The sequence below is a fragment of the Microbacterium sp. LWH10-1.2 genome, assembly GCF_038397765.1.
Lineage (GTDB): Bacteria > Actinomycetota > Actinomycetes > Actinomycetales > Microbacteriaceae > Microbacterium > Microbacterium natoriense.
This window is the reverse complement of record NZ_CP151638.1, coordinates 3,935,663-3,954,703: the sequence shown is the minus strand read 5'-3', so window position 1 is coordinate 3,954,703 and position 19,041 is coordinate 3,935,663. Positions and strand designations below refer to the sequence as shown.

The window sequence follows — 19,041 nt, the reverse complement described above, 5'->3', positions numbered from 1 at the left end:
GCCTTCAGGCTGACGGAAGACGTCAGGTCAGGGTGATCTGGCGGTTCATGTCCTTGTAGAGCAGGTACCGGAAGTCCTCGGGGCCTCCGGCGTAGCACGCCTGCGGGCAGAAGGCGCGCAGCAGCATGTAGTCCCCCGCCTCGCACTCGACCCAGTCGTCGTTCAGGCGGTAGACGGCCTTGCCCTGCAGCACGAACAGCCCGTGCTCCATCACGTGCGTCTCCGCGAACGGGATCGACCCGCCCGGCTTGAAGGTGACGATGTTCACCTGCATGTCGTGCGCCATGTCGCTGGCGTCGGAGAAGCGCGTGGTGGCCCAGACGTCGTCGGTGTCGGGCATCGAGACCGGCGCGATGTCCTTGTCGCTGGTGATGAAGGATGCCGGGGCGTCGACGCCGTCGAGCCACTCGTAGGCCTTGCGGATCCAGTGGAAGCTGGTGATCTCGTCGCCCTCGTTCGCGAGCGACCACTTCGCCCCCGGTGCGAGGAACGCGTAGCCGCCCTCCTCCAGCACGTGGCGCTCCCCGTCGAGCGTGAGCGTGAGCCGTCCCGTGGTGACGAAGACGACGCCCTCGACACCGGCCTCCGGTTCGGGCTTCGCCGCTCCCCCGCCCGGAGCGATCTCGACGATCAGCTGCGAGAACGTGGTCGCCGAGCTCGGGGTCGGGCGGGCGATGATCCATGCGCGCGTGTTTGTGAAGCCGGGGAGGCTGCTGGTGACGATGTCGCGCAGCACGCCCTTCGGGATGAAGGTGTACGCGAGCTTCACGACCGCGCGGTCGGTGAGCAGGTCGCTCTGCGGCGGGAGTCCGCCGGCGGGCGTGTAGTACGTGCGGGTGTCGGTGCTCATGAGTTGTCCTCCTCGGAGACGGCGAGCTTCGGGTGGGCGAGCCTGATCAGCTCGGAGGGCGTGGCGGCCGCGGCATCCCGCACCTCCGCCTCGGTGACGGCACCGCACTCCAGCCCGCGCACGACGAAGCGCGCGAGGGCCCGAGCCGTCGCCGGCTCGTCCATGATGGCGGCGTCGCCGCCGTGCAGGTAGTTGTCGAGGCGCTTCGCCGCGGCGGCGAAGCCCTCGCGGTAGAACGCGTAGGTCGCGAGGTACCGGGTGGGCAGCTGCTCGGCGGCGAGATCCCACCCCTGGTAGTAGCCGCGCTCCAACGAACGCCGCACGAGGCGCGCATGCAGCCTCCAGGCGTCGAGGGCGTTCTCCCCGATCGGGATCACGTTCGTCGATCCGTCGGAGAGCCGCACCCCCGTCTCGGCGACGGCGACCTGCATGACCTGCTTCGCATAGTCGGCGGCCGGATGCTCCATCGACTGGTACGCCGCGGCGATCTGCAGCGAGGCGCTGTAGTCGTAGGTGCCGTAGTGCAGGGCCGACACGCGTCCGTTCGCACGGTGCAGCAGCGTGGCGACCGGCACGGACCCGTCGGCCGCGACGATCAGCTGCGGCGTCTCCATCTGCACCTCGAAGCGGAGGCGCCCTGCGGGCAGGCCGAGGCGCTCCTCGAACCTCTCGCACAGCGAGACCATGGCCTCGACCTGCGCGACCGTCGTCACCTTGGGCAGCGTGAGCACGAGCCCCGCGGGCAGCGGACCGAGACCGGCGAGGGTCGTCAGGAACAGATCGAGGGTGCGGATGCCGCGGCGCCGGGTCGGCGCCTCGAAGCACTTGAAGCGGATGCCGATGAACGGCGGAGCGACGCCGGCGGCCACGGCTGCCGCCACGCGCTCGGCGGCGAGCACGGCATCCGCGTCCTCCTCGGCGTCCGGTCGGGCGCCGTAGCCGTCTTCGAAGTCGAGGCGGAGGTCTTCGATCGGCTCGGCGACGAGCTTCGCGTCGACCAGGGGTGCGAGCTCGGAGGCGAGGCGCCCGAGGCCGACCGTTTCGGCGAGCGCGACCGTGCCGCCGACCGCGGCGACGGCCGCAGCCGCCTTCGCCCCGTACGCCGCGGGAAGCTCCGGGGTGAACCGGTCCGCCGGCACGTACAGGGTGTGCACGGGCTGGCGGGTGCCGTCGTCTCCCTGGTACTCGGTCCTCAGCAGCGCGTCGGTGCCTGCGAGCTGCGCGTCGATGTCGACGAGGTCGGCGTCACCCAGGGTTCCTGCTGCCACGGTGCTCACTCCTCGTTCGAGGCGGAGGACTCGACGACGCGGACGATCGCCTCGGCGACCGCGCCGGCCACCAGCGGATCGAACACGCTCGGGATGATGAAGCTCGCGTTGAGCTCGTCCTCGCCGACGCGGGAGGCGATGGCCTCGGCGGCTGCGACCAGCATAGGCGGCGTGATGTCGGACACGCCCGCGTCGAGCAGACCACGGAAGAAGCCGGGAAAGGCGAGCACGTTGTTGATCTGGTTCGGGAAGTCGCTGCGTCCGGTCGCGACCACGGCGGCGTGCTTGGACGCGACGATCGGGTCGACCTCGGGGGTCGGGTTGGCCATGGCGAACACGATCGCGTCGTCGGCCATCGCGGCGATGTCGCTCTCGTCGAGGACGGTCGGTGCGCTCACGCCGATGAAGACGTCGGCGCCGACCACGGCCTCCTTGAGCGAGCCCTGGAACCCGCGCGGGTTGGTCGTCGCGGCGATCTCGGTGCGGTGCGCGTCGGCGTACTCGCCGCCGGCGTGGATCGCTCCGTCGCGGCCGGCGGCGACGATGTCGTGCGCGCCCTCGGCGAGGAGCAGCTGGATGATCGCGTTGCCTGCCGCGCCGACGCCGGAGACGACGATGCGGACCTCGCCGATCGTCTTGCCGACGACCTTGAGCGCGTTGCGCAGGGCGGCGAGAGTGACGATCGCAGTGCCGTGCTGGTCGTCGTGGAAGACCGGGATGTCGAGCTCTTCACGCAGACGGGCCTCGATCTCGAAGCAGCGGGGAGCCGCGATGTCCTCGAGGTTCACGCCGCCGTAGACGGGGGCGATGGCCTTGACGATCCGGATGATCTCCTCGGTGTCCTTGGTGTCGAGGCAGACGGGCCACGCGTCGACGTTCGCGAACTGCTTGAAGAGGGCGGCCTTGCCCTCCATGACCGGGAGCGCGGCCTCGGGGCCGATGTCTCCGAGGCCGAGGACGGCGGTGCCATCGGTCACGACGGCGATCGTGTTGCGCTTGACCGTGAGCTTGCGGGCCAGGTTCTTGTCCTCGGCGATGGCAAGGCAGACACGGGCGACGCCCGGCGTGTAGGCGCGGGAGAGGTCGTCGCGGTTGCGCAGCGGAACCCGCGGGTTGACCTCGAGCTTGCCGCCGAGGTGCATGAGGAACGTGCGGTCGCTGACGAGGCGCACGGTGACGCCCTCGAGGGCGTCGACGGCTGCGCGCACGCGGTCGGCGTGCTCCTCGCCCGTGGTGTTGCAGGTGAGGTCGACGACGATCGTGGTCGGGTGCGACTCCACGACGTCGAGGGCGGTGACGGCTGCGCCGGCCTCCGCGGCCGCCGCGGCGAGCTCGCTGGTGACGCTGAACTTGGACGGCGCGTCGATCCGCAGGGTGATCGAGTTTCCTGGTCCGGGATTCGCCATGTTTCCTCCTCGTCGAGGTGAGCCCGGCCGAGTCGCCGTGGCACACGAGATGCTTTCCTTCAGAAATCTTCAACGATTTTCGTATCGTGGAGTCTATTATCTACTTTATGGAAGTTCGACGCAAGAGTCGAGGTATTCGAGACGAGATTTTCGACACGGGGCTCTCGCATGATGGAATGATCGCGACACTGGGAGGTTTCAATGGCTGAGAGCAAGACCCCGAAGAGCGCCGGATCCGGAGTGCAGTCGGTCGAGCGCGTCTTCGAGCTCCTGGAACTGGTGACGGATGCCGGTGGCGATGTCACGCTGAGCGAGCTCGCAGCATCCACCGATCTCCCCCTCCCGACGATCCACCGCCTGCTGCGCACGCTCGTGTCGCTGGGCTACGCGCGGCAGCTGCCGAACCGGCGCTATGCGCTCGGCCCGAGGCTGATCCGCATCGGCGAGGGAGCGCAGCGTCAGTTCGGCGCCCTCGCCCGCCCCCAGCTCAAGGGCCTGGTCGACGCGCTCGGCGAGAGCGCGAACATGGCGGTGCTCGACGGCGACATGGTCGTCTACGTGGCGCAGGTGCCGTCGCTGCACTCCATGCGCATGTTCACCGAGGTCGGCCGCCGCGCGCACCTGCACGACACCGGCGTGGGCAAGGCGATCCTCGCGCAGCTCCCGAACGACACCGTGCGCGGCATCGTCAGCAGGGCCGGGATGCCGACCCCCACGGAGCACAGCATCGGCACGGTCGAGGATCTGCTGGCCGAGCTCGACGTGATCCGCGAGCGCGGCTACGCGATCGACGACCAGGAGCAGGAGATCGGCGTGCGCTGCTTCTCGATGGCGGTGCCGGATGCTCCGACCCCGACCGCCGTGTCGGTCTCGGGCCCGATCTCGCGCGTCGATGAGGCCTTCGGCGGCCGCGCCGTGCCGCTGCTGCGTCGCGCGGCCGAGGCGATCGTCGCCGAGCTCAACGACTGAGGCCCGACCGACACTCGCGGCTTCGCACTGCACTCCCCTGCGCGACACCGCACCGGCATCCACCAGCTCCGATGCCTTCGCACGCTCGGGCTGAGAACGCACGCCCGGCTAACCCCGCACGCTCGGGCTAACCCCGCACACCCGGCTAACCCCGCACGCTCGGGCTGAGAACGCACGCTCGGGCTGACGAATCCACGAGAATCCTCAGCCCGAACGTGCTTTCTCCTCCCGAGGCGGCGACGACCGCTCCGCACCGGGGACACTCGCACCCCCGCACACCCCGGGGCTGACCCCGCACGCCCGGGCTGAGAACGCACGCTCGGGCTGACGAATCCACGAAGATCCTCAGCCCGAACGTGCTTTCTCCTCCCGAACGCGCGCGCCGGCTACTCCGCGTCGGAGCCGCTCGTGCCGGCGTTCACGTCGAGGAGGCGGTACTTCTCCGCCGCCTGGGCCGGGGCCGTGGCATCCACTTCTCCGCGCTTCGCGAGCAGCTGCAGGGTCCGCACGACGATCGACGGACCGTCGATCTTGAAGAAGCGCCGCGCGGCGGCCCTGGTGTCGGAGAAGCCGAAGCCGTCGGCGCCGAGCGTCGCCCAGTCGTTCTTCACGAACTGGCGCACCTGGTCTGGCAGGTCCTTGGCGTAGTCGCTCACGGCGACGATCGGCCCCTCCGCCCCCGCCAGCTGCGAGACGAGGAACGGCGTGCGCGCGCCACGTCCGAGGAACTCGTCCTCCTCGGCGGCGACCGCGTCACGGCGCAGCTCTGTCCACGAGGTGACAGACCAGACGTCGGCCCGCACGCCCCAGTCGTCGCGCAGCAGCTGCTGCGCCTCGAGCGCCCAGGTCGCGCCGATGCCGGAGGCGAGCAGGTGCGTCTGCGGGTTCTCGACGGCAGAGATGCGGTGGATGCCGCCGAGGATGCCGTCCACGTCGACGCCGTCGGGCTCCGCCGGCTGCACGATCGGCTCGTTGTAGACCATGAGGTTGTAGATGCGGTTGCGGTCGGTCGAGTCCGGTCCGTACATGCGCTCGATGCCGGCGCGCATGATGTGCCCGATCTCGTAGCCGAACGCAGGGTCGTAGGTGACGACGGCCGGGTTCGTCGCCGCGAGCAGCGGGGAGTGCCCGTCCGCGTGCTGCAGGCCCTCGCCCGTCAGGGTCGTGCGCCCCGCCGTGGCCGATATGAGGAAGCCGCGGGCCATCTGGTCGGCCGCCGCCCACAGCGAGTCGCCGGTGCGCTGGAAGCCGAACATCGAGTAGAAGACGTACACGGGGATCAGCGGCACACCGTGCGTGGCGTACGAGGTTCCCGCTGCCGTGAACGCGGCGATGGACCCGGCCTCGTTGATGCCGACGTGCACGATCTGCCCGCTCGTCGACTCCTTGTACGACAGCACGATGTCACGGTCGACGGCGAGGTAGTTCTGACCGTTCGGGTTGTAGATCTTCGCGGTGGGGAAGAACGCGTCCATGCCGAAGGTGCGGGCCTCGTCGGGGATGATCGGGACGATCCTCTTGCCGAACTCCGGGTCGCGCATGAGGTCCTTCAGCACGCGGACGAACGCCATGGTCGTCGCCGCCTGCTGCTTGCCGGAGCCGCGCGCGGCGACCTCGTACGCCTTGGCATCGGGCAGGGCGATCTCGCCGGATGCGTGCGGTCGCCGCTCCGGCACGAAGCCGCCGAGCGCCCGCCGCCGCGAGTGCAGGTACTGGATCTCCGGAGCATCCGCACCAGGGTGGTAGTACGGCGGCTGGTACGGGTCGGCCTCGAGCTGAGCATCCGTGATCGGCACCCGCAGGTGGTCGCGGAAGTCCTTGAGGTCCTGCAGCGTGAGCTTCTTCATCTGGTGCGTCGCGTTGCGCGCCTCGAAGCGCTGCCCCAGGCCGTACCCCTTGACGGTCTTCACGAGGATGACGGTGGGCTTGCCGTTGCGCTGCATCGACTGCTCGTAGGCCGCGTAGACCTTGCGGTAGTCGTGGCCGCCGCGCTTGAGGCCCCAGATCTGGTCGTCGGTCAGCCCGTCGACGAGGGCGCGGGTGCGCTCGTCGCGGCCGAAGAAGTTCTCGCGGATGAACCCGCCCGACTCGGCCTTGTAGGTCTGGTAGTCGCCGTCGACCGTGGTGTTCATGATGTCGACCAGGGCGCCGTCGGCATCCGCTTCGAGCAGGCCGTCCCACTCGCGCCCCCAGATGACCTTGATGACGTTCCATCCGGCGCCGCGGAAGAAGCCCTCGAGCTCCTGGATGATCTTGCCGTTGCCGCGCACGGGGCCGTCGAGCCGCTGCAGGTTGCAGTTGACGACGAAGGTGAGGTTGTCGAGGCCGTCGTTCGCCGCGAGCTGCAGCAGCCCTCGCGACTCGGGCTCGTCCATCTCGCCGTCGCCGAGGAAGGCCCACACGTGCTGGTCGCTCGTGTCCTTGAGGCCGCGCCCGTGCAGGTAGCGGTTCGACTGCGCCTGGTAGATCGCGTTCATCGGGCCGATGCCCATCGACACCGTCGGGAACTCCCAGAACTCCGGCATGAGCCGAGGGTGCGGGTAGGACGAGAGCGCGTGACCCTCGCGCGACTTCTCCTGGCGGAATCCGTCGAGGTCCTCCTCGCTGAGGCGGCCCTCCATGAAGGCGCGGGCGTACATGCCGGGAGAGGCGTGGCCTTGGAAGTAGATCTGGTCGCCGCCGCCGGGGTGGTCCTTGCCGCGGAAGAAGTGGTTGAAGCCGACCTCGTACAGGGTGGCGGCGCCCGCGTAGGTGGAGATGTGCCCGCCGACACCGATGCCAGGGCGCTGCGCGCGGTGCACCATGACGGCGGCGTTCCAGCGCATCCAGGCACGGTAGCGGCGCTCGAGCTCCTCGTCGCCGGGGTACTCGGGTTCATCGGCGACGGAGATCGTGTTGATGTAGTCGGTGGTCGCGATCGGCTCGGAGCGGATGCCGGCGCGATCGACCAGCGTGCGGACGATCTGCTCGCCGCGGTCGGTGCCGCGCTCTGCGATCAGGGCGTCCAGGGATTCGAGCCACTCCGCGGTCTCCTCGGGGTCGAGGTCGGCGGGGAGGGCGGCGGAGGCGCGATTGTCGGTCACGATTCGGCCTTTCTTGTTAGATGGGTCATGCGTCGAGTTCAGGAGAGGAGTCAGCGATGAACAAGGGACGGATCGCCGTGGTCACAGGCGCGGGGTCGGGGATCGGACGGGCGGTCGCACGCGCGATGCTCGAGGACGGCTTCCGCGTGGCGCTGGCCGGGAGACGGGAGGAGGCGCTGCGGGAGACCGCGGACGGGCATGCGGATGCTCTCGTCGTGCCGACGGACGTCACCGTGGAGTCCGAGGTCGAGGCCCTCTTCGACCGTGTGGTCGCAGAGTGGGGACGCGTCGACGTGCTGTTCAACAACGCCGGGGCGTTCGGGCCGACGGCATCCGCGGCGGAGATCTCCCCGGCCGACTGGCGGCGCACCCTCGACGTCAACCTGACGGGCTCGCTGCTGTGCGCCGGTGCGGCCATGCGGGCGATGATCGCGCAGCGGCCGTCGGGCGGCCGCATCATCAACAACGGCTCGATCTCCGCTCAGGTGCCGCGGCCGCTGTCGGTCGCGTACACGGTGAGCAAGCACGCGATCACGGGGCTCACCCGGTCGATCGACCTCGACGGGCGGCGGCACGGGATCTCGGCGGGGCAGATCGACATCGGCAATGCCCGGACGTCGATCATGTCGGAGATCGGCGTGGGCGACGGCGCCCTGCAGGCCGACGGCTCGCGTCGGGTGGAGCCGACCTTCGACGTCGCGGATGCCGCGCGGGCCGTGCTCTTCATGGCGCAGCTGCCGGCGGAGGCGAACGTCGCGAGCCTCACGGTCGCAGCATCCGGCATGCCCTACGGGGGCCGCGGCTGAGAGGAGCGCGGGGGTCCTGTTCATCTCGGGACCTCCTCGTCCTCTCGCCGGTGTCGGCATCGGGTGGCTGCGGGGTTCGGGGTGAGCCCGGTGCGTCATCGAACGAGCTCACCCCCGATGCGCCGGCATCGGATCCGGTGCACCCCCGAGTACATACATTCCGTATTATGGAATAATACTTTCAGTATGTGTAACTAGTGTGTCGATCAGCGGAGCTCTTGTCAAGGTTCCGCGGGGTCCGTGCGCCCGTCGAGCCGCGCGGACCCCGCAGGGAACCGCGTCAGTGGCCGGAGTCCTCCGGCTCCTCGTCGACGACCGTGATCGGCGTGCCCTTCGCGTCGATGAGCGTGCCGCCCTCGTAGCGGTCACCCTCGCGGAGCACCCGGATGACGTCTGTCTTCACGGCCCTGACGGGGCTCGCGGCGAAGACCGACGGGTTGCCGGGAGTGCCCTTCGAGAAGTGGTTGAACACGAGGTTCAGCAGGATCGCCATGATCGCCGCCGAGCTGATGCCCGATCCGAAGATCACCTGGAACCACGTCGGGAAGTTCGAGTAGATGTCGTGGTTGACCTCGGGCAGCACGCCGAACGACAGCGACGCCGCCACGATGATGAGGTTCATGTTGCCGTCGTATTTGACCTTCGAGAGCGTCCGGATGCCGGATGCCGTCACGGTGCCGAAGAGCACCAGGCCGGCGCCGCCGAGGACGGCGGTGGGCACGGCGGCCACGATGCGTCCGAGCACCGGCAGCAGGCCGAGGATGATGAGGATGACGCCGCCTGCGGCGACCGCGTAGCGGCTCTTGATCTTCGTGACCGCGACCAGGCCGACGTTCTGCGCGAAGGCGCTCTGGGTGAAGGAGTTGAAGATCGGCGAGATGGCGCTGGACGCCATGTCGGCGCGGAGACCGGCGGCGATGCGCTTGCGATCGACCTTCGAGCCGGTGATCTCGGCCACGGCGATGATGTCGGCGGTGGTCTCGGTGAGGATCACCAGCACGACGATGGTCATGGAGACGATCGCGGCGAGGTCGAACGTCGGGACGCCGAATGCGAACGGGGTCGGGAAGGCGAAGATCGGCCCCTCGAACACCTTCGAGAAGTCGGCCTTGCCGATGAGGGCCGCGAACACGGTGCCGATCACCATCGCGAGGAGGATCGACAGGCGCGAGATCGTCGAGTTGCCGAGCTTGCTCAGCAGCATGATGACGAGCAGCGTGAACCCGGCGATGCCGACGAACACCGGATCGGCGTAGTTGTCGGCCTCGGGGTTGGCGCCGGTGATCCAGCGCGCCGCCACGGGGACGAGCGAGAGGCCGATCATCGTGATCACGGTTCCGGTGACGACCGGCGGGAAGAACCGCACGATCTGCGCGAAGAACGGCGCGATCACGAGGCCGATCAGCGAGGCGACGATGACGGCGCCGAACACGGCCGGCAGCCCGCCGCCCTGGTTCACGATCGCGAGCATCGTCGCGACCCCCGCGAACGAGACGCCCTGCACCAGCGGGAGCTGCGAGCCGAAGAAGGGGATGCCGAGGGTCTGCAGGAGCGTCGCGAGACCGCCCATGAAGAGGCAGGCCGCGACGAGCACACCGACCTCGGTGGGGGTCAGGCCTGCAGCCGCGCCGATGATGAGCGGCGGCGCGATGATGCCGCCGTACATGGTGAGGACGTGCTGGAGCCCGAACGTGAAGGCGGTGCCGAGACCGAGGCGCTCGTCCTCCGGCCGGTCCGACTCGGTCGTGGCAGTGGTCTTGGTCTTGGTCTTGCTGGAACTGCGTGCAGCGAACATCTGGTGGACCTCCTTGTCCGGGACCCGCTCTTCGGGGTGGGCATGATGGGCGTGATGGGCATGACGAATGATGCTCGCTCGGGGGGAGCGGGCATGGCGAGGGTCGGGGGCGGGCCCGGTGCGTCGGGAAACGGACCCGCCCTCGGCGCCGGACGATCATCCGGCGCAGTGTTCAGGGCGAGGAGCGGAGCGGCTCCCCGCCCTGACGATCAGCAGAAGCCGGCGATGCCGCTCCAGGACCAGTGGTCGGTGTCCGCTCCGTCGCGCAGGAACGACGCCTCGATGAGGCCGTAGGGACGGTCGGCGGCGAAGAAGACCTCGTTGGGGTTCTCCAGGCCGAACGGCGACAGGTCGACGACGAAGTGGTGCTTGTTCGGGGTCGAGAAGCGGATCTCGTCGATCTCGGGGTGCGCCTCGAGAACGGCCTCCGCCATCTCCTTCAGCGTGTGCTGCAGCGCGTACGAGTAGTTGCGCGAGAAGCCTGCGAGGAGCAGTCGGCGGACGTCCGCGAAGGTCTCGTTGAAGTCGAGATCGTTGCGGTTGTAGCGCCACTTGGCCGTGACCGAGGTGGCGAGGATGCGGTCCTCGGTCTCGGGCAGCGTCGTGTACCTGTCGCGCGGGTAGCCGACGAAGCCGCTCTGGGTGGACTTGAGCACCGTGAGGTCCTGCAGACCGGCAATGACGACCGTGTCGTCGCCGTCGATCTGCACGACGGCGGTGCGGGTCTCGGTGCCCGCGCGCACGAAGGCGTGGTCGTGGGGACCGTGATCTCCCTCGATGCGGGCCCAGGTGTACTGCTCGGCAGCCCAGCGGCCACCGGTGACCCAGTCGAACTCGCCCGTGAAGTGGCGACCCAGACGGAGCAGGAACTCCTCGGGGCTGCCGATGCCGTCCTTGGCGAACGCGTACACCGTGTTCTTCTGCGTGTCGGTGGCGACGCAGTGTGCGTTGTCGCCCTCGAAGTGCACCGCCTCGAAGTCGCCGCGCAGCTGCGAGGTGACGTTCAGGTCTTCGATCTCGTGGCGAGCGGTGTCGCGCGTGATGCGGACGACGCGGTTCTCGGCCTTGCCGTACTGGTTCTTGCCCAGAATGATCTCGGTCATTTTCTACTCAGCTTCCTCGGTAAGTGGAATAGGCGAACGGGCTCAGCAGAAGCGGCACGTGGTAGTGCGCCTGCTCAGAGTCGACCAGGAAGGTCAACACCACCTCCGGGAAGAAGGTGTCCGTGTCGATGCCGGCGAAGTAGGCCGCGGTGTCGAACCGGAGGCGGTAGGCACCGCTCTCCAGCCGCTCCGGGCCGAGCGCTTTCACCCGCCCGTCGGCATCGGTGAGGCCCGTACCGATCCCCGACCATCCGTCGCCGACTCGGGCCTCGAGTACGACGGCGACGCCGGGCGCGGGGCGCCCGATCGATGTGTCCAGGATGTGGGTGGTCACGTGAGAGACGCTCATGCGCGCGCTCCTTCTGTCTCGATGGCGCCGGCGAGCCGGAGCGCGGCGATCTCGCGCAGCTGCTGGTCGATGACGACCAGCTCCTGCGCGGGCGTGTTGCCCAGGCGCTCCTGCAGCAGGGCGAGGATGTCGTCGGCCGTGCGACCGGCTGCGCGGACCAGGTACACCCGGTCGAACTTCGCCTCGTAGGCCCTGTTGCCTGCGGCGAGGGCGTCGGCAGCGCCGGCGTCGACGCCCGCCTGCTCGCTGCGGGCGTGCGCCGCTTCGGCGCTGTCGCCCTGAGCGCGCTCCCCGATGCGGGGGTGATGCGCCAGTGCGGCGTCGAGCTCTCCCTCGGAGAGGGGCGCGGCGACCGCCATCGCGGCATCCGTGAGCGCCTCGACCGAGGCGTAGGGGCGGCCGTCGACGATCGCGTCGTACCAGCGGGGAATGTCCAGTGCAGGCTTCGCGATGCTCAGAGCGTCATCGCGGGTGCTGGAGTTGAACTCCTCGAGCAACATCTTTGATCCTCAAGCACATACTGGCATCCGGCGCGTAAGACTATACGGAATCTCCCCTGTCGAGGAGCCTTACTCTTTCCGTATGCCGGAACTGTTATTTCAGCATGTGTAAACAGTATGAGCAGGATGGTCGACCGTGTCAACCCTCTCCGCCTACTTTCCCAGATTTCGGCGCGGTGCGACACGACGAAGCGGCGGGACGCACCGCGCCCCGCCGCTTCGATCAGACGGTCAGACCCCGAGCTCGGCGCGCAGGCGGGCGACGTGGCCGTCGGCATCCACGCCGTACTCGGCGCGCTGCACGACGCCGTCGCCGTCGAGCACGAAGGTCGAGCGAATGACGCCGTCGAACGTGCGGTCACCCACGGTCTTCTGCCCCCAGACGCCCCACGCCTTCGCCACGGAGGCATCGGAGTCGGCCAGCAGCGGGAAGGTGAGCGCTTCGGCATCCGCGAAGGCGCGGATCTCGTCGACGCTGTCGGGCGAGACGCCGATCACGGCGTAGCCCGCGGCGTTCAACGACGACAGGCTGTCGCGGAAGTCGCACGCCTCGGTCGTGCACCCCGGCGTCGCGGCCTTCGGGTAGAAGTAGACGACGACGTTGCGGCCGGCGTAATCGGCGAGCGACGTGTCCTTGCCATCGGCGTCGGCGAGGGTGAACGCGGGGGCGGTGTCCCCCGGGGCGAGCGTGTCGGTCATGATCTCTCCTTGTGTGTCCGGTCTGGGGTGAGGATGCGGTGCGCATCCGGTCGTCGAGCGAGGAGCGCCGCGATGAGAGGAGGCGCGCCTCAGCGCACCACGATGTGGACCTCGAACGCCTCGGCGAGCTGCATGATCTTGCGGGCCCTGCCCAGGCGAGGCAGATCGCTGCCGTCGCGGACGATCCTGCCCCTGGCCTCGAAGTCCTCGAGGAACTCGAACGCCCACTCGACGTCGGTGCGAGTAGGGCTGATGACCTCGTTGACGACGGGCGCCTGATCGGGCGACAGGCACAGCTTGCCCGTCATCCCCATCGAGACCGTGATCGCCGACTGCTCCCGCAGGAGCGGATGACTGGAGCCGACGGTCGGGCCGTCGATCGGACCGGGGAGGCCGGCCGCACGACTGGAGATCACGAGGCGGGCGCGGGGGTACGCCATGGCCTCACGGTCGGCGGACATCCCGGTGTCGCGGCGGAAGTCTCCGCTGCCGAAGGCGAGACGGAACGCGCCCTTGGCGCGGGCGATCTCGGTCGCGTTCTCAATGCCGATCGCGGACTCCACGAGCGCGACCACCGGCACCTTGGCGCCGAGGCGGTTATAGGTGTCCATGACCTGCCCGCCGAACTCGGTCTTGGCCAGCATCACGCCGCGCAGGCCGGGGGCTGCGCGCAGCGCCTCGATGTCGGCGGCCCAGTGCTCGCTCGTGGCGTCGTTGATGCGCACCCACGCGCTGCCGCCGGAGCTCAGCCAGTCCACGACATCCTGACGCGCGGAGTCCTTGTGACTGGCGTCGACAGCGTCCTCGACGTCGAGCACGACGGCGTCGGCGTGGGACGCGGCGGCTTCGTCGAAGGTCTCCGGACGGGTGGCCGCGACGAGCAGCCAGGAGCGGGCGAGCTCAGGCGCGACCTCGCGCGCGGTCACCGGCGCCAGCGGAGCCAGAGGAGCGTTCATAACTATTTCCGTTCTGTGAAAATCACTTTCTACATTCCGAAAAGTCTAAACCGAGGTGCGCCCAGCCGTCCAGAGGGGTCGCAGCGCGTCGAGGACGACAGCGGCGACCGCGCGCTTGGAGCCGGATGCCGTCGCCGTCACGAGACCGTCGCGCCCGAGCACCATCACCTCGTTCTCGCCCGCCTCGAAGCCGCGCTCCCAGCCCACCTCGTTCACGACCAGCAGATCGACGCCCTTGCGCTGCCGTTTGCGCCGAGCCCGGGCGAGCAGCTCCTCCTCGTCGCCGGCGGTCTCCGGCGTCTCCGCCGCGAAGCCGACGATCACCTGACCCTCCCGGCGCGCACGCACCAGCCCGGCCACGATGTCCTCGTTCTCCACGAGCTCGATCACCGGGATCCCGCCCGACTCCTTGGTCAGCTTGCGATGCGCCACCTCGACGGGCCGATAGTCGGCGACGGCCGCCGCCATCACCAGCGCGTCGGCGGTCTCCGCGGCATCCGCCATCGCCAGAGCCAGCTCGGATGCGGTGCCCGCCTGTCGGATGCGGATCGACGGATGCCGCGCCCCGGCCAGCACGTCACCGGCGATGTTCGCCGCGATGAGCGTCACCTCCGCGCCGCGGGCCGCGGCCTCCGCGGCGAGCGCGACGCCCTGCCGTCCGCTGGAGCGGTTGCCCAGGTAGCGCACGGGGTCGATGGGCTCCCGCGTGCCGCCGGCCGAGATCGCGACCCGCAGACCGGCGAGGTCCTTCGGGGCGAGCAGCGCGAGCGCGGCATCCGCGATGTCCTCGGGCTCGACCATCCGCCCCGGCCCGCTGTCGCCGCCGGCGAGCTCGCCCACGGCCGGGCCGAGGATGTGCACGCCCCGATGCTGCAGGGTCTCGATGTTCGCCTGGGTCGAGGGATGCCGCCACATCTCCGCGTGCATCGCGGGGGCGATGAGCACCGGCGCCTCGGTGGCGAGCAGCGTCGTGCCGAGGAGGTTGTCGGCGATGCCCGCGGTCATCTTCGCGATCGTGTTCGCGGTCGCGGGCGCCACGACGATGAGATCGGCGCCCTGGCCGAGCGCGACGTGCCGCACCCTGGCGACGTCGTCGTGCACGCTGGTGGTCACCGGGTTGCGACTGATCGCCTCCCAGGTGGGCAGTCCGACGAAGCGCAGCGCGTCCTCCGTGGGGACGACCGTCACCTCGTGTCCGGCCTTGATCAGCAGCCTGACGAGCTGCACGGACTTGTACGCGGCGATTCCGCCAGTGACCCCGACGACGATGTTCACGCTCTCGATTCTGCCTCAGCAGCCGCGCGCGCGGGTCGCCTTGACCACCTCCGACCGTGGTCATAGGCTTTCAGAACCCCGAATGCTACTTTCAGAACTCAGAAACAGAGTTCCGCATCTCGGAATGTTGACCCGCCCTCGACGAAGAGGAGACGCCCATGAGCGATTCCGCCGTGACCGTGAACGGGGTGCGTCGCGCCCTCTCCGAGACCGCGACGCACACGACGGCCCTGGACTGGCTGCGCGGAGGCGGCCTCTCCGGCAGCAAGGAGGGCTGCGCCGAGGGCGAGTGCGGCGCCTGCGCCATGCTCCTCGCGACGCCAGCGCCTGACGGCGGCACCGCGTGGACGCCGGTGAACGCCTGCCTCGTCCCCATCTACGCCCTCGACGGGCAGGAGATCGTGACGGCCGAGGGCCTCGGAGACCCCGAGCGCCTGCACCCCGTGCAGGAGAAGCTCGCCGAGGCCGGCGGCTCGCAATGCGGCTACTGCACCCCCGGTTTCGCGTGCAGCATGGCCGGCGAGTACTACCGCGCGGATCGCGCCGCGCCGGAAGAGGAGTGCCCCGTCCACGACGCCGAGCACGGCCCCAACGGCTTCGACCTGCACGCGCTCAGCGGCAACCTGTGCCGCTGCACCGGCTACCGCCCGATCCGCGACGCCGCGTACGCCCTCGGCGCACCCGAGAGCGACGACCCCCTCCAGCAGCGCCTCGCACAGCCCGCGCCCGCCGCCGTCGCCACCGACGTCGAGGTCGGCGGATCGCGCTTCGTGCGACCGGCGTCCCTCGGCGACACCGTGCGGATGCTGCGCGACGAGCCCGACGCCCTCCTCGTCGCCGGGTCGACCGACTGGGGCGTCGAGGTGAACATCCGCGGCCGCCGCGCCCCCTTCGTCGTCGCGATCGAGCACCTCCCCGAGCTGCGCGGCCTCACCGTGACCGAGGATCTGGTCGAGATCGGCGCCGCCCTCTCCCTCTCGGAGGTCGAGAAGGGCCTCGACGGCGCCGTGCCGCTGCTCGCCGAGCTGTTCCCCCAGTTCGCCTCCCGCCTGATCCGCAACCGCGGCACCTTCGGCGGCAACCTCGGCACCGGCTCCCCCATCGGCGACACTCCCCCTGCGCTGCTCGCCCTGGGCGCCCGGCTCGTGCTCGCGAGCGCGGGGCCCGACGGAGACGTCGTGGAGCGCGAGGTCGAGCTGTCGGAGTACTTCACCGGGTACCGGCAGACCGTCCGCCAGCCGGGAGAGCTCATCAAATCCGTGCGCATCCCGCTCCCGCTGGCGGGGGTCACCGCCTTCCACAAGATCGCCAAGCGCCGCTTCGACGACATCTCCAGCGTCGCCGTCGCCTTCGCCCTCGACATCGACACCGGTGTCGTGACCGCCGCGAGGATCGGCCTCGGCGGCGTCGCCGCGACGCCGCTGCGCGCCACCGCCACGGAGGCCGCGCTGATCGGGCGACCGTGGAACGTGGAGACCGTGCGCGCGGCCTCCGAGGTCCTGGGCGCCGAGGGCACGCCGATGTCCGACCACCGCGCCAGCTCGGAGTACCGCTCGCTGATGCTCAACACCGCGCTGCTGAAGCTGTACAGCCGAACCGTCATCGAATCGAAGGAGGTGCCGGCATGAGCACGCTCGCCGACCGCCCCGAGAACCCCGTCGTCGGCCTGCGCGCCGCCCACGAGAGCGCCGCACTGCACGTCACCGGCGCCGCCATGTACACCGACGACGTCGCCGAGCACACCGCCGGGGTGCTCACCGCGTGGCCGGTGCAGTCCACGAACGCGCACGCGAAGGTCACGATCGACGTCTCCGGCGCCTACGAGGTGCCCGGCGTCGTGCGCGTGCTCACCGCCGACGACGTGCCGGGCCTCAACGACGCCGGCATCCGCAACGACGAGCCGCTGTTCCCCAGCGAGGCCATGTTCTACGGCCACGCGCTCGTGTGGGTGCTCGGCGAGACGCAGGAGGCCGCCCGCCTCGGCGCCGAGCGGGTGACGGTCGAGTACGAGCCGCTGCCCTCCGTCATCACGGTGCAGGACGCCCTCGACGCGCAGTCGTTCCAGGGCACGCCGCGCACCGTGCAGCGCGGAGACGCCGCCGCCGGCCTCGCGACCGCCGCGCACGTGTTCGAGGGGGTCACCGAGTTCGGCGGCCAGGAGCACTTCTACCTCGAGACGCACGCCTCCTTCGCGATCCGCGACTCGGAGGGGCAGTACTTCATCCAGTGCTCCACCCAGCATCCGTCCGAGACCCAGGAGCTCGTCTCGCACGTGCTCGGCATCCACTCCAACGAGGTCACCGTGCAGTGCCTGCGCATGGGCGGCGGCTTCGGCGGCAAGGAGATGCAGCCGCACGGCTTCGCGGCCATCGCGGCCCTCGGCGCGAAGCTCACCGGACGCCCCGTCCGGCTGCGACTGAACCGCACGCAGGACATCACGATGACCGGCAAACGGCATCCGTTCCACATCGCCTGGAAGGTCGGCGTCGACGAGGAGGGAATGCTGCAGGCGCTGGACGCCGTGCTCACCTGCGACGGCGGATGGTCTATCGATCTCTCCGAACCGGTGCTCGGTCGGGCTCTGTGCCACATCGACAACGCCTACTGGATCCCGAACGTGCACGCCTACGGGCAGATCGCGAAGACCAACAAGACCTCGAACACCGCCTACCGCGGCTTCGGCGGACCTCAGGGCGTGTTCCTCATCGAGGACATCCTCGGTCGCGTCGCGCCGCAGCTCGGCATCGATCCGCTCGACCTGCGTCGGCGCAACTTCTACCGGCAGGGGCAGACCACCCCGTACGGGCAGGTCGTCAAGGACGCCGAGCGCATGTCGACGATCTGGGACCAGCTCGCCTCCGAGGCCGAGGTGGACGCGCGCCGAGCCGAGATCGCACAGTTCAACGCGACGAGCCCGCAGGCCAAGCGCGCGCTGTCGATGACGCCGATCAAGTTCGGCATCTCGTTCAACTTCGCCGCCTTCAACCAGGCGGGCGCCCTCGTGCACGTGTACAAGGACGGCTCGATCCTGATCAACCACGGCGGCACCGAGATGGGCCAGGGCCTGCACACCAAGATGCTGCAGGTCGCCGCCACCGCCCTCGGCGTCGAGCTGCACGCGGTGCGACTCGCCCCCACGCGCACCGACAAGGTGCCGAACACCTCGGCGACGGCGGCATCCTCCGGCGCCGACCTCAACGGCGGCGCCGTGAAGAACGCGTGCGAGCAGATCCGCGACCGGATGGCGGCGGTCGCCGGACGCCTGCTCGGCGTCGACGAGCGCGACGTGCGCTTCGGCGGCGGGTACGTGACGGCGCTGGGCGCCCCGGTGAAGAAGGTGTCGTTCGCCGAGGTCGCCAAGGCCGCCTATCTGCAGCGCGTGCAGCTGTTCGCCGCCGGGTACTACCGCACCGAGGGCCTGCACTGGAATCCGGAGATCATGCAGGGCTCCCCGTTCAAGTACTTCGCCTACGGGGCGGCGGCCACAGAGGTCGAGGTCGACGCGTTCACCGGCGCGTACCGGGTGCGCCGGGTCGACATCGTGCACGACGTGGGCGACTCGCTCTCCCCCATGCTCGACATCGGGCAGATCGAGGGCGCGTACGTGCAGGGCGTCGGCTGGCTGACCCTGGAGGAGCTGCGCTGGGACACCAGCGACGGCCCGCACCGCGGACGCCTGCAGACGCAGTCGGCATCGACGTACAAGCTGCCCAGCTTCTCGGAGATGCCGGAGCGGTTCCACGTGCGCCTGTTCGAGAACGCCCGCGAGGAGGGCGCCGTGTACGGATCGAAGGCCGTGGGCGAGCCGCCGTTCATGCTCGCGTTCAGCGCCCGCGAGGCGCTCCGCGACGCCGTGGCCGCCTTCGGACCGGCAGGCCACTCGGTCGAGCTCGCGTCGCCCGCGACACCGGAAGCGGTGTTCTGGGCGGTGCGCACGGCGCAACAGGCGGCGCAGCCCGCGCTCGCGTCCGTCTGAGGATCC

At 69.7% G+C, this 19,041-nt stretch carries 15 protein-coding genes; 4 read left to right on the top strand and 11 right to left on the bottom strand.

What is annotated here, in order from left to right; all coding sequences use genetic code 11:
- Positions 1–22: 22 nt before the first annotated feature.
- From MRBLWH10_RS18520 to MRBLWH10_RS18510, 3 genes are read right to left on the bottom strand one after another with little or no spacing between them, the layout of a single operon-like run.
- Positions 23–850, bottom strand: a complete 828-nt coding sequence (locus MRBLWH10_RS18520) for a bifunctional allantoicase/(S)-ureidoglycine aminohydrolase (protein ID WP_105676252.1) — start codon at positions 848–850, stop codon at positions 23–25.
- Positions 847–2,118: an aldolase gene (locus MRBLWH10_RS18515; protein ID WP_341941063.1), complete on the bottom strand. Its 1,272-nt coding sequence runs from the start codon at positions 2,116–2,118 to the stop codon at positions 847–849. The genes MRBLWH10_RS18520 and MRBLWH10_RS18515 overlap by 4 nt, the downstream gene beginning before the upstream one ends.
- A gap of 5 nt (positions 2,119–2,123) precedes the next feature.
- Positions 2,124–3,524, bottom strand: a complete 1,401-nt coding sequence (locus tag MRBLWH10_RS18510; protein ID WP_341941062.1) for an NAD-dependent malic enzyme — start codon at positions 3,522–3,524, stop codon at positions 2,124–2,126.
- A 201-nt stretch (positions 3,525–3,725) separates the two neighbouring features.
- Here MRBLWH10_RS18510 and MRBLWH10_RS18505 point away from each other — a divergent pair, with 201 nt between their 5' ends.
- Positions 3,726–4,493, top strand: coding sequence for an IclR family transcriptional regulator (locus tag MRBLWH10_RS18505; RefSeq protein WP_105676250.1), 768 nt, complete (start codon positions 3,726–3,728; stop codon positions 4,491–4,493).
- A 386-nt stretch (positions 4,494–4,879) separates the two neighbouring features.
- On the opposite strand, the gene aceE is transcribed toward MRBLWH10_RS18505, so the two are convergent.
- Positions 4,880–7,576: a pyruvate dehydrogenase (acetyl-transferring), homodimeric type gene (gene aceE / locus MRBLWH10_RS18500; RefSeq protein WP_341941061.1), complete on the bottom strand. Its 2,697-nt coding sequence runs from the start codon at positions 7,574–7,576 to the stop codon at positions 4,880–4,882.
- 56 nt (positions 7,577–7,632) lie between these two features.
- Here aceE and MRBLWH10_RS18495 point away from each other — a divergent pair, with 56 nt between their 5' ends.
- A complete protein-coding gene (locus MRBLWH10_RS18495) occupies positions 7,633–8,382 on the top strand; it encodes an SDR family oxidoreductase (protein ID WP_341941060.1) in 750 nt (249 codons plus the stop codon).
- 280 nt (positions 8,383–8,662) lie between these two features.
- Here MRBLWH10_RS18495 and MRBLWH10_RS18490 read toward each other — a convergent pair whose 3' ends face one another.
- The 7 genes from MRBLWH10_RS18490 to coaBC form a co-directional block, all read right to left on the bottom strand.
- Positions 8,663–10,177 (bottom strand): nucleobase:cation symporter-2 family protein, encoded by a 1,515-nt coding sequence (locus tag MRBLWH10_RS18490; RefSeq protein ID WP_341941059.1) that lies wholly within the window; start codon positions 10,175–10,177, stop codon positions 8,663–8,665.
- 209 nt (positions 10,178–10,386) lie between these two features.
- Positions 10,387–11,280 carry a factor-independent urate hydroxylase gene (pucL, locus tag MRBLWH10_RS18485; protein WP_341941058.1) on the bottom strand — a complete coding sequence of 298 codons (894 nt, stop codon included), beginning with the start codon at positions 11,278–11,280 and terminating at the stop codon, positions 10,387–10,389.
- 7 nt (positions 11,281–11,287) lie between these two features.
- Positions 11,288–11,629, bottom strand: a complete 342-nt coding sequence (gene uraH, locus MRBLWH10_RS18480; RefSeq protein WP_105676242.1) for a hydroxyisourate hydrolase — start codon at positions 11,627–11,629, stop codon at positions 11,288–11,290.
- Positions 11,626–12,129 carry a 2-oxo-4-hydroxy-4-carboxy-5-ureidoimidazoline decarboxylase gene (gene uraD / locus MRBLWH10_RS18475; protein ID WP_105676241.1) on the bottom strand — a complete coding sequence of 168 codons (504 nt, stop codon included), beginning with the start codon at positions 12,127–12,129 and terminating at the stop codon, positions 11,626–11,628. The genes uraH and uraD overlap by 4 nt, the downstream gene beginning before the upstream one ends.
- 231 nt (positions 12,130–12,360) lie before the next feature.
- Positions 12,361–12,828, bottom strand: coding sequence for a thioredoxin-dependent thiol peroxidase (bcp, locus tag MRBLWH10_RS18470; protein ID WP_341941057.1), 468 nt, complete (start codon positions 12,826–12,828; stop codon positions 12,361–12,363).
- 89 nt (positions 12,829–12,917) lie between these two features.
- Complete coding sequence (locus MRBLWH10_RS18465; RefSeq protein ID WP_341941056.1) at positions 12,918–13,784, bottom strand: CoA ester lyase; 867 nt, start codon at positions 13,782–13,784, stop codon at positions 12,918–12,920.
- Positions 13,785–13,829: 45 nt separating this feature from the next.
- The gene (gene coaBC, locus MRBLWH10_RS18460; RefSeq protein WP_341941055.1) at positions 13,830–15,059 is read right to left on the bottom strand and encodes a bifunctional phosphopantothenoylcysteine decarboxylase/phosphopantothenate--cysteine ligase CoaBC; all 1,230 of its coding nucleotides are present in this window, start codon (positions 15,057–15,059) and stop codon (positions 13,830–13,832) included.
- Positions 15,060–15,217: 158 nt separating this feature from the next.
- On the opposite strand from coaBC, the gene MRBLWH10_RS18455 reads away from it, so the two are divergent.
- Both MRBLWH10_RS18455 and xdhB read left to right on the top strand, forming a co-directional pair.
- The gene (locus MRBLWH10_RS18455) at positions 15,218–16,687 is read left to right on the top strand and encodes an FAD binding domain-containing protein (RefSeq protein WP_341941054.1); all 1,470 of its coding nucleotides are present in this window, start codon (positions 15,218–15,220) and stop codon (positions 16,685–16,687) included.
- The gene (xdhB, locus tag MRBLWH10_RS18450) at positions 16,684–19,035 is read left to right on the top strand and encodes a xanthine dehydrogenase molybdopterin binding subunit (RefSeq protein ID WP_341941053.1); all 2,352 of its coding nucleotides are present in this window, start codon (positions 16,684–16,686) and stop codon (positions 19,033–19,035) included. Before MRBLWH10_RS18455 ends, xdhB begins: the two co-directional genes overlap by 4 nt.
- Positions 19,036–19,041: the final 6 nt, after the last annotated feature.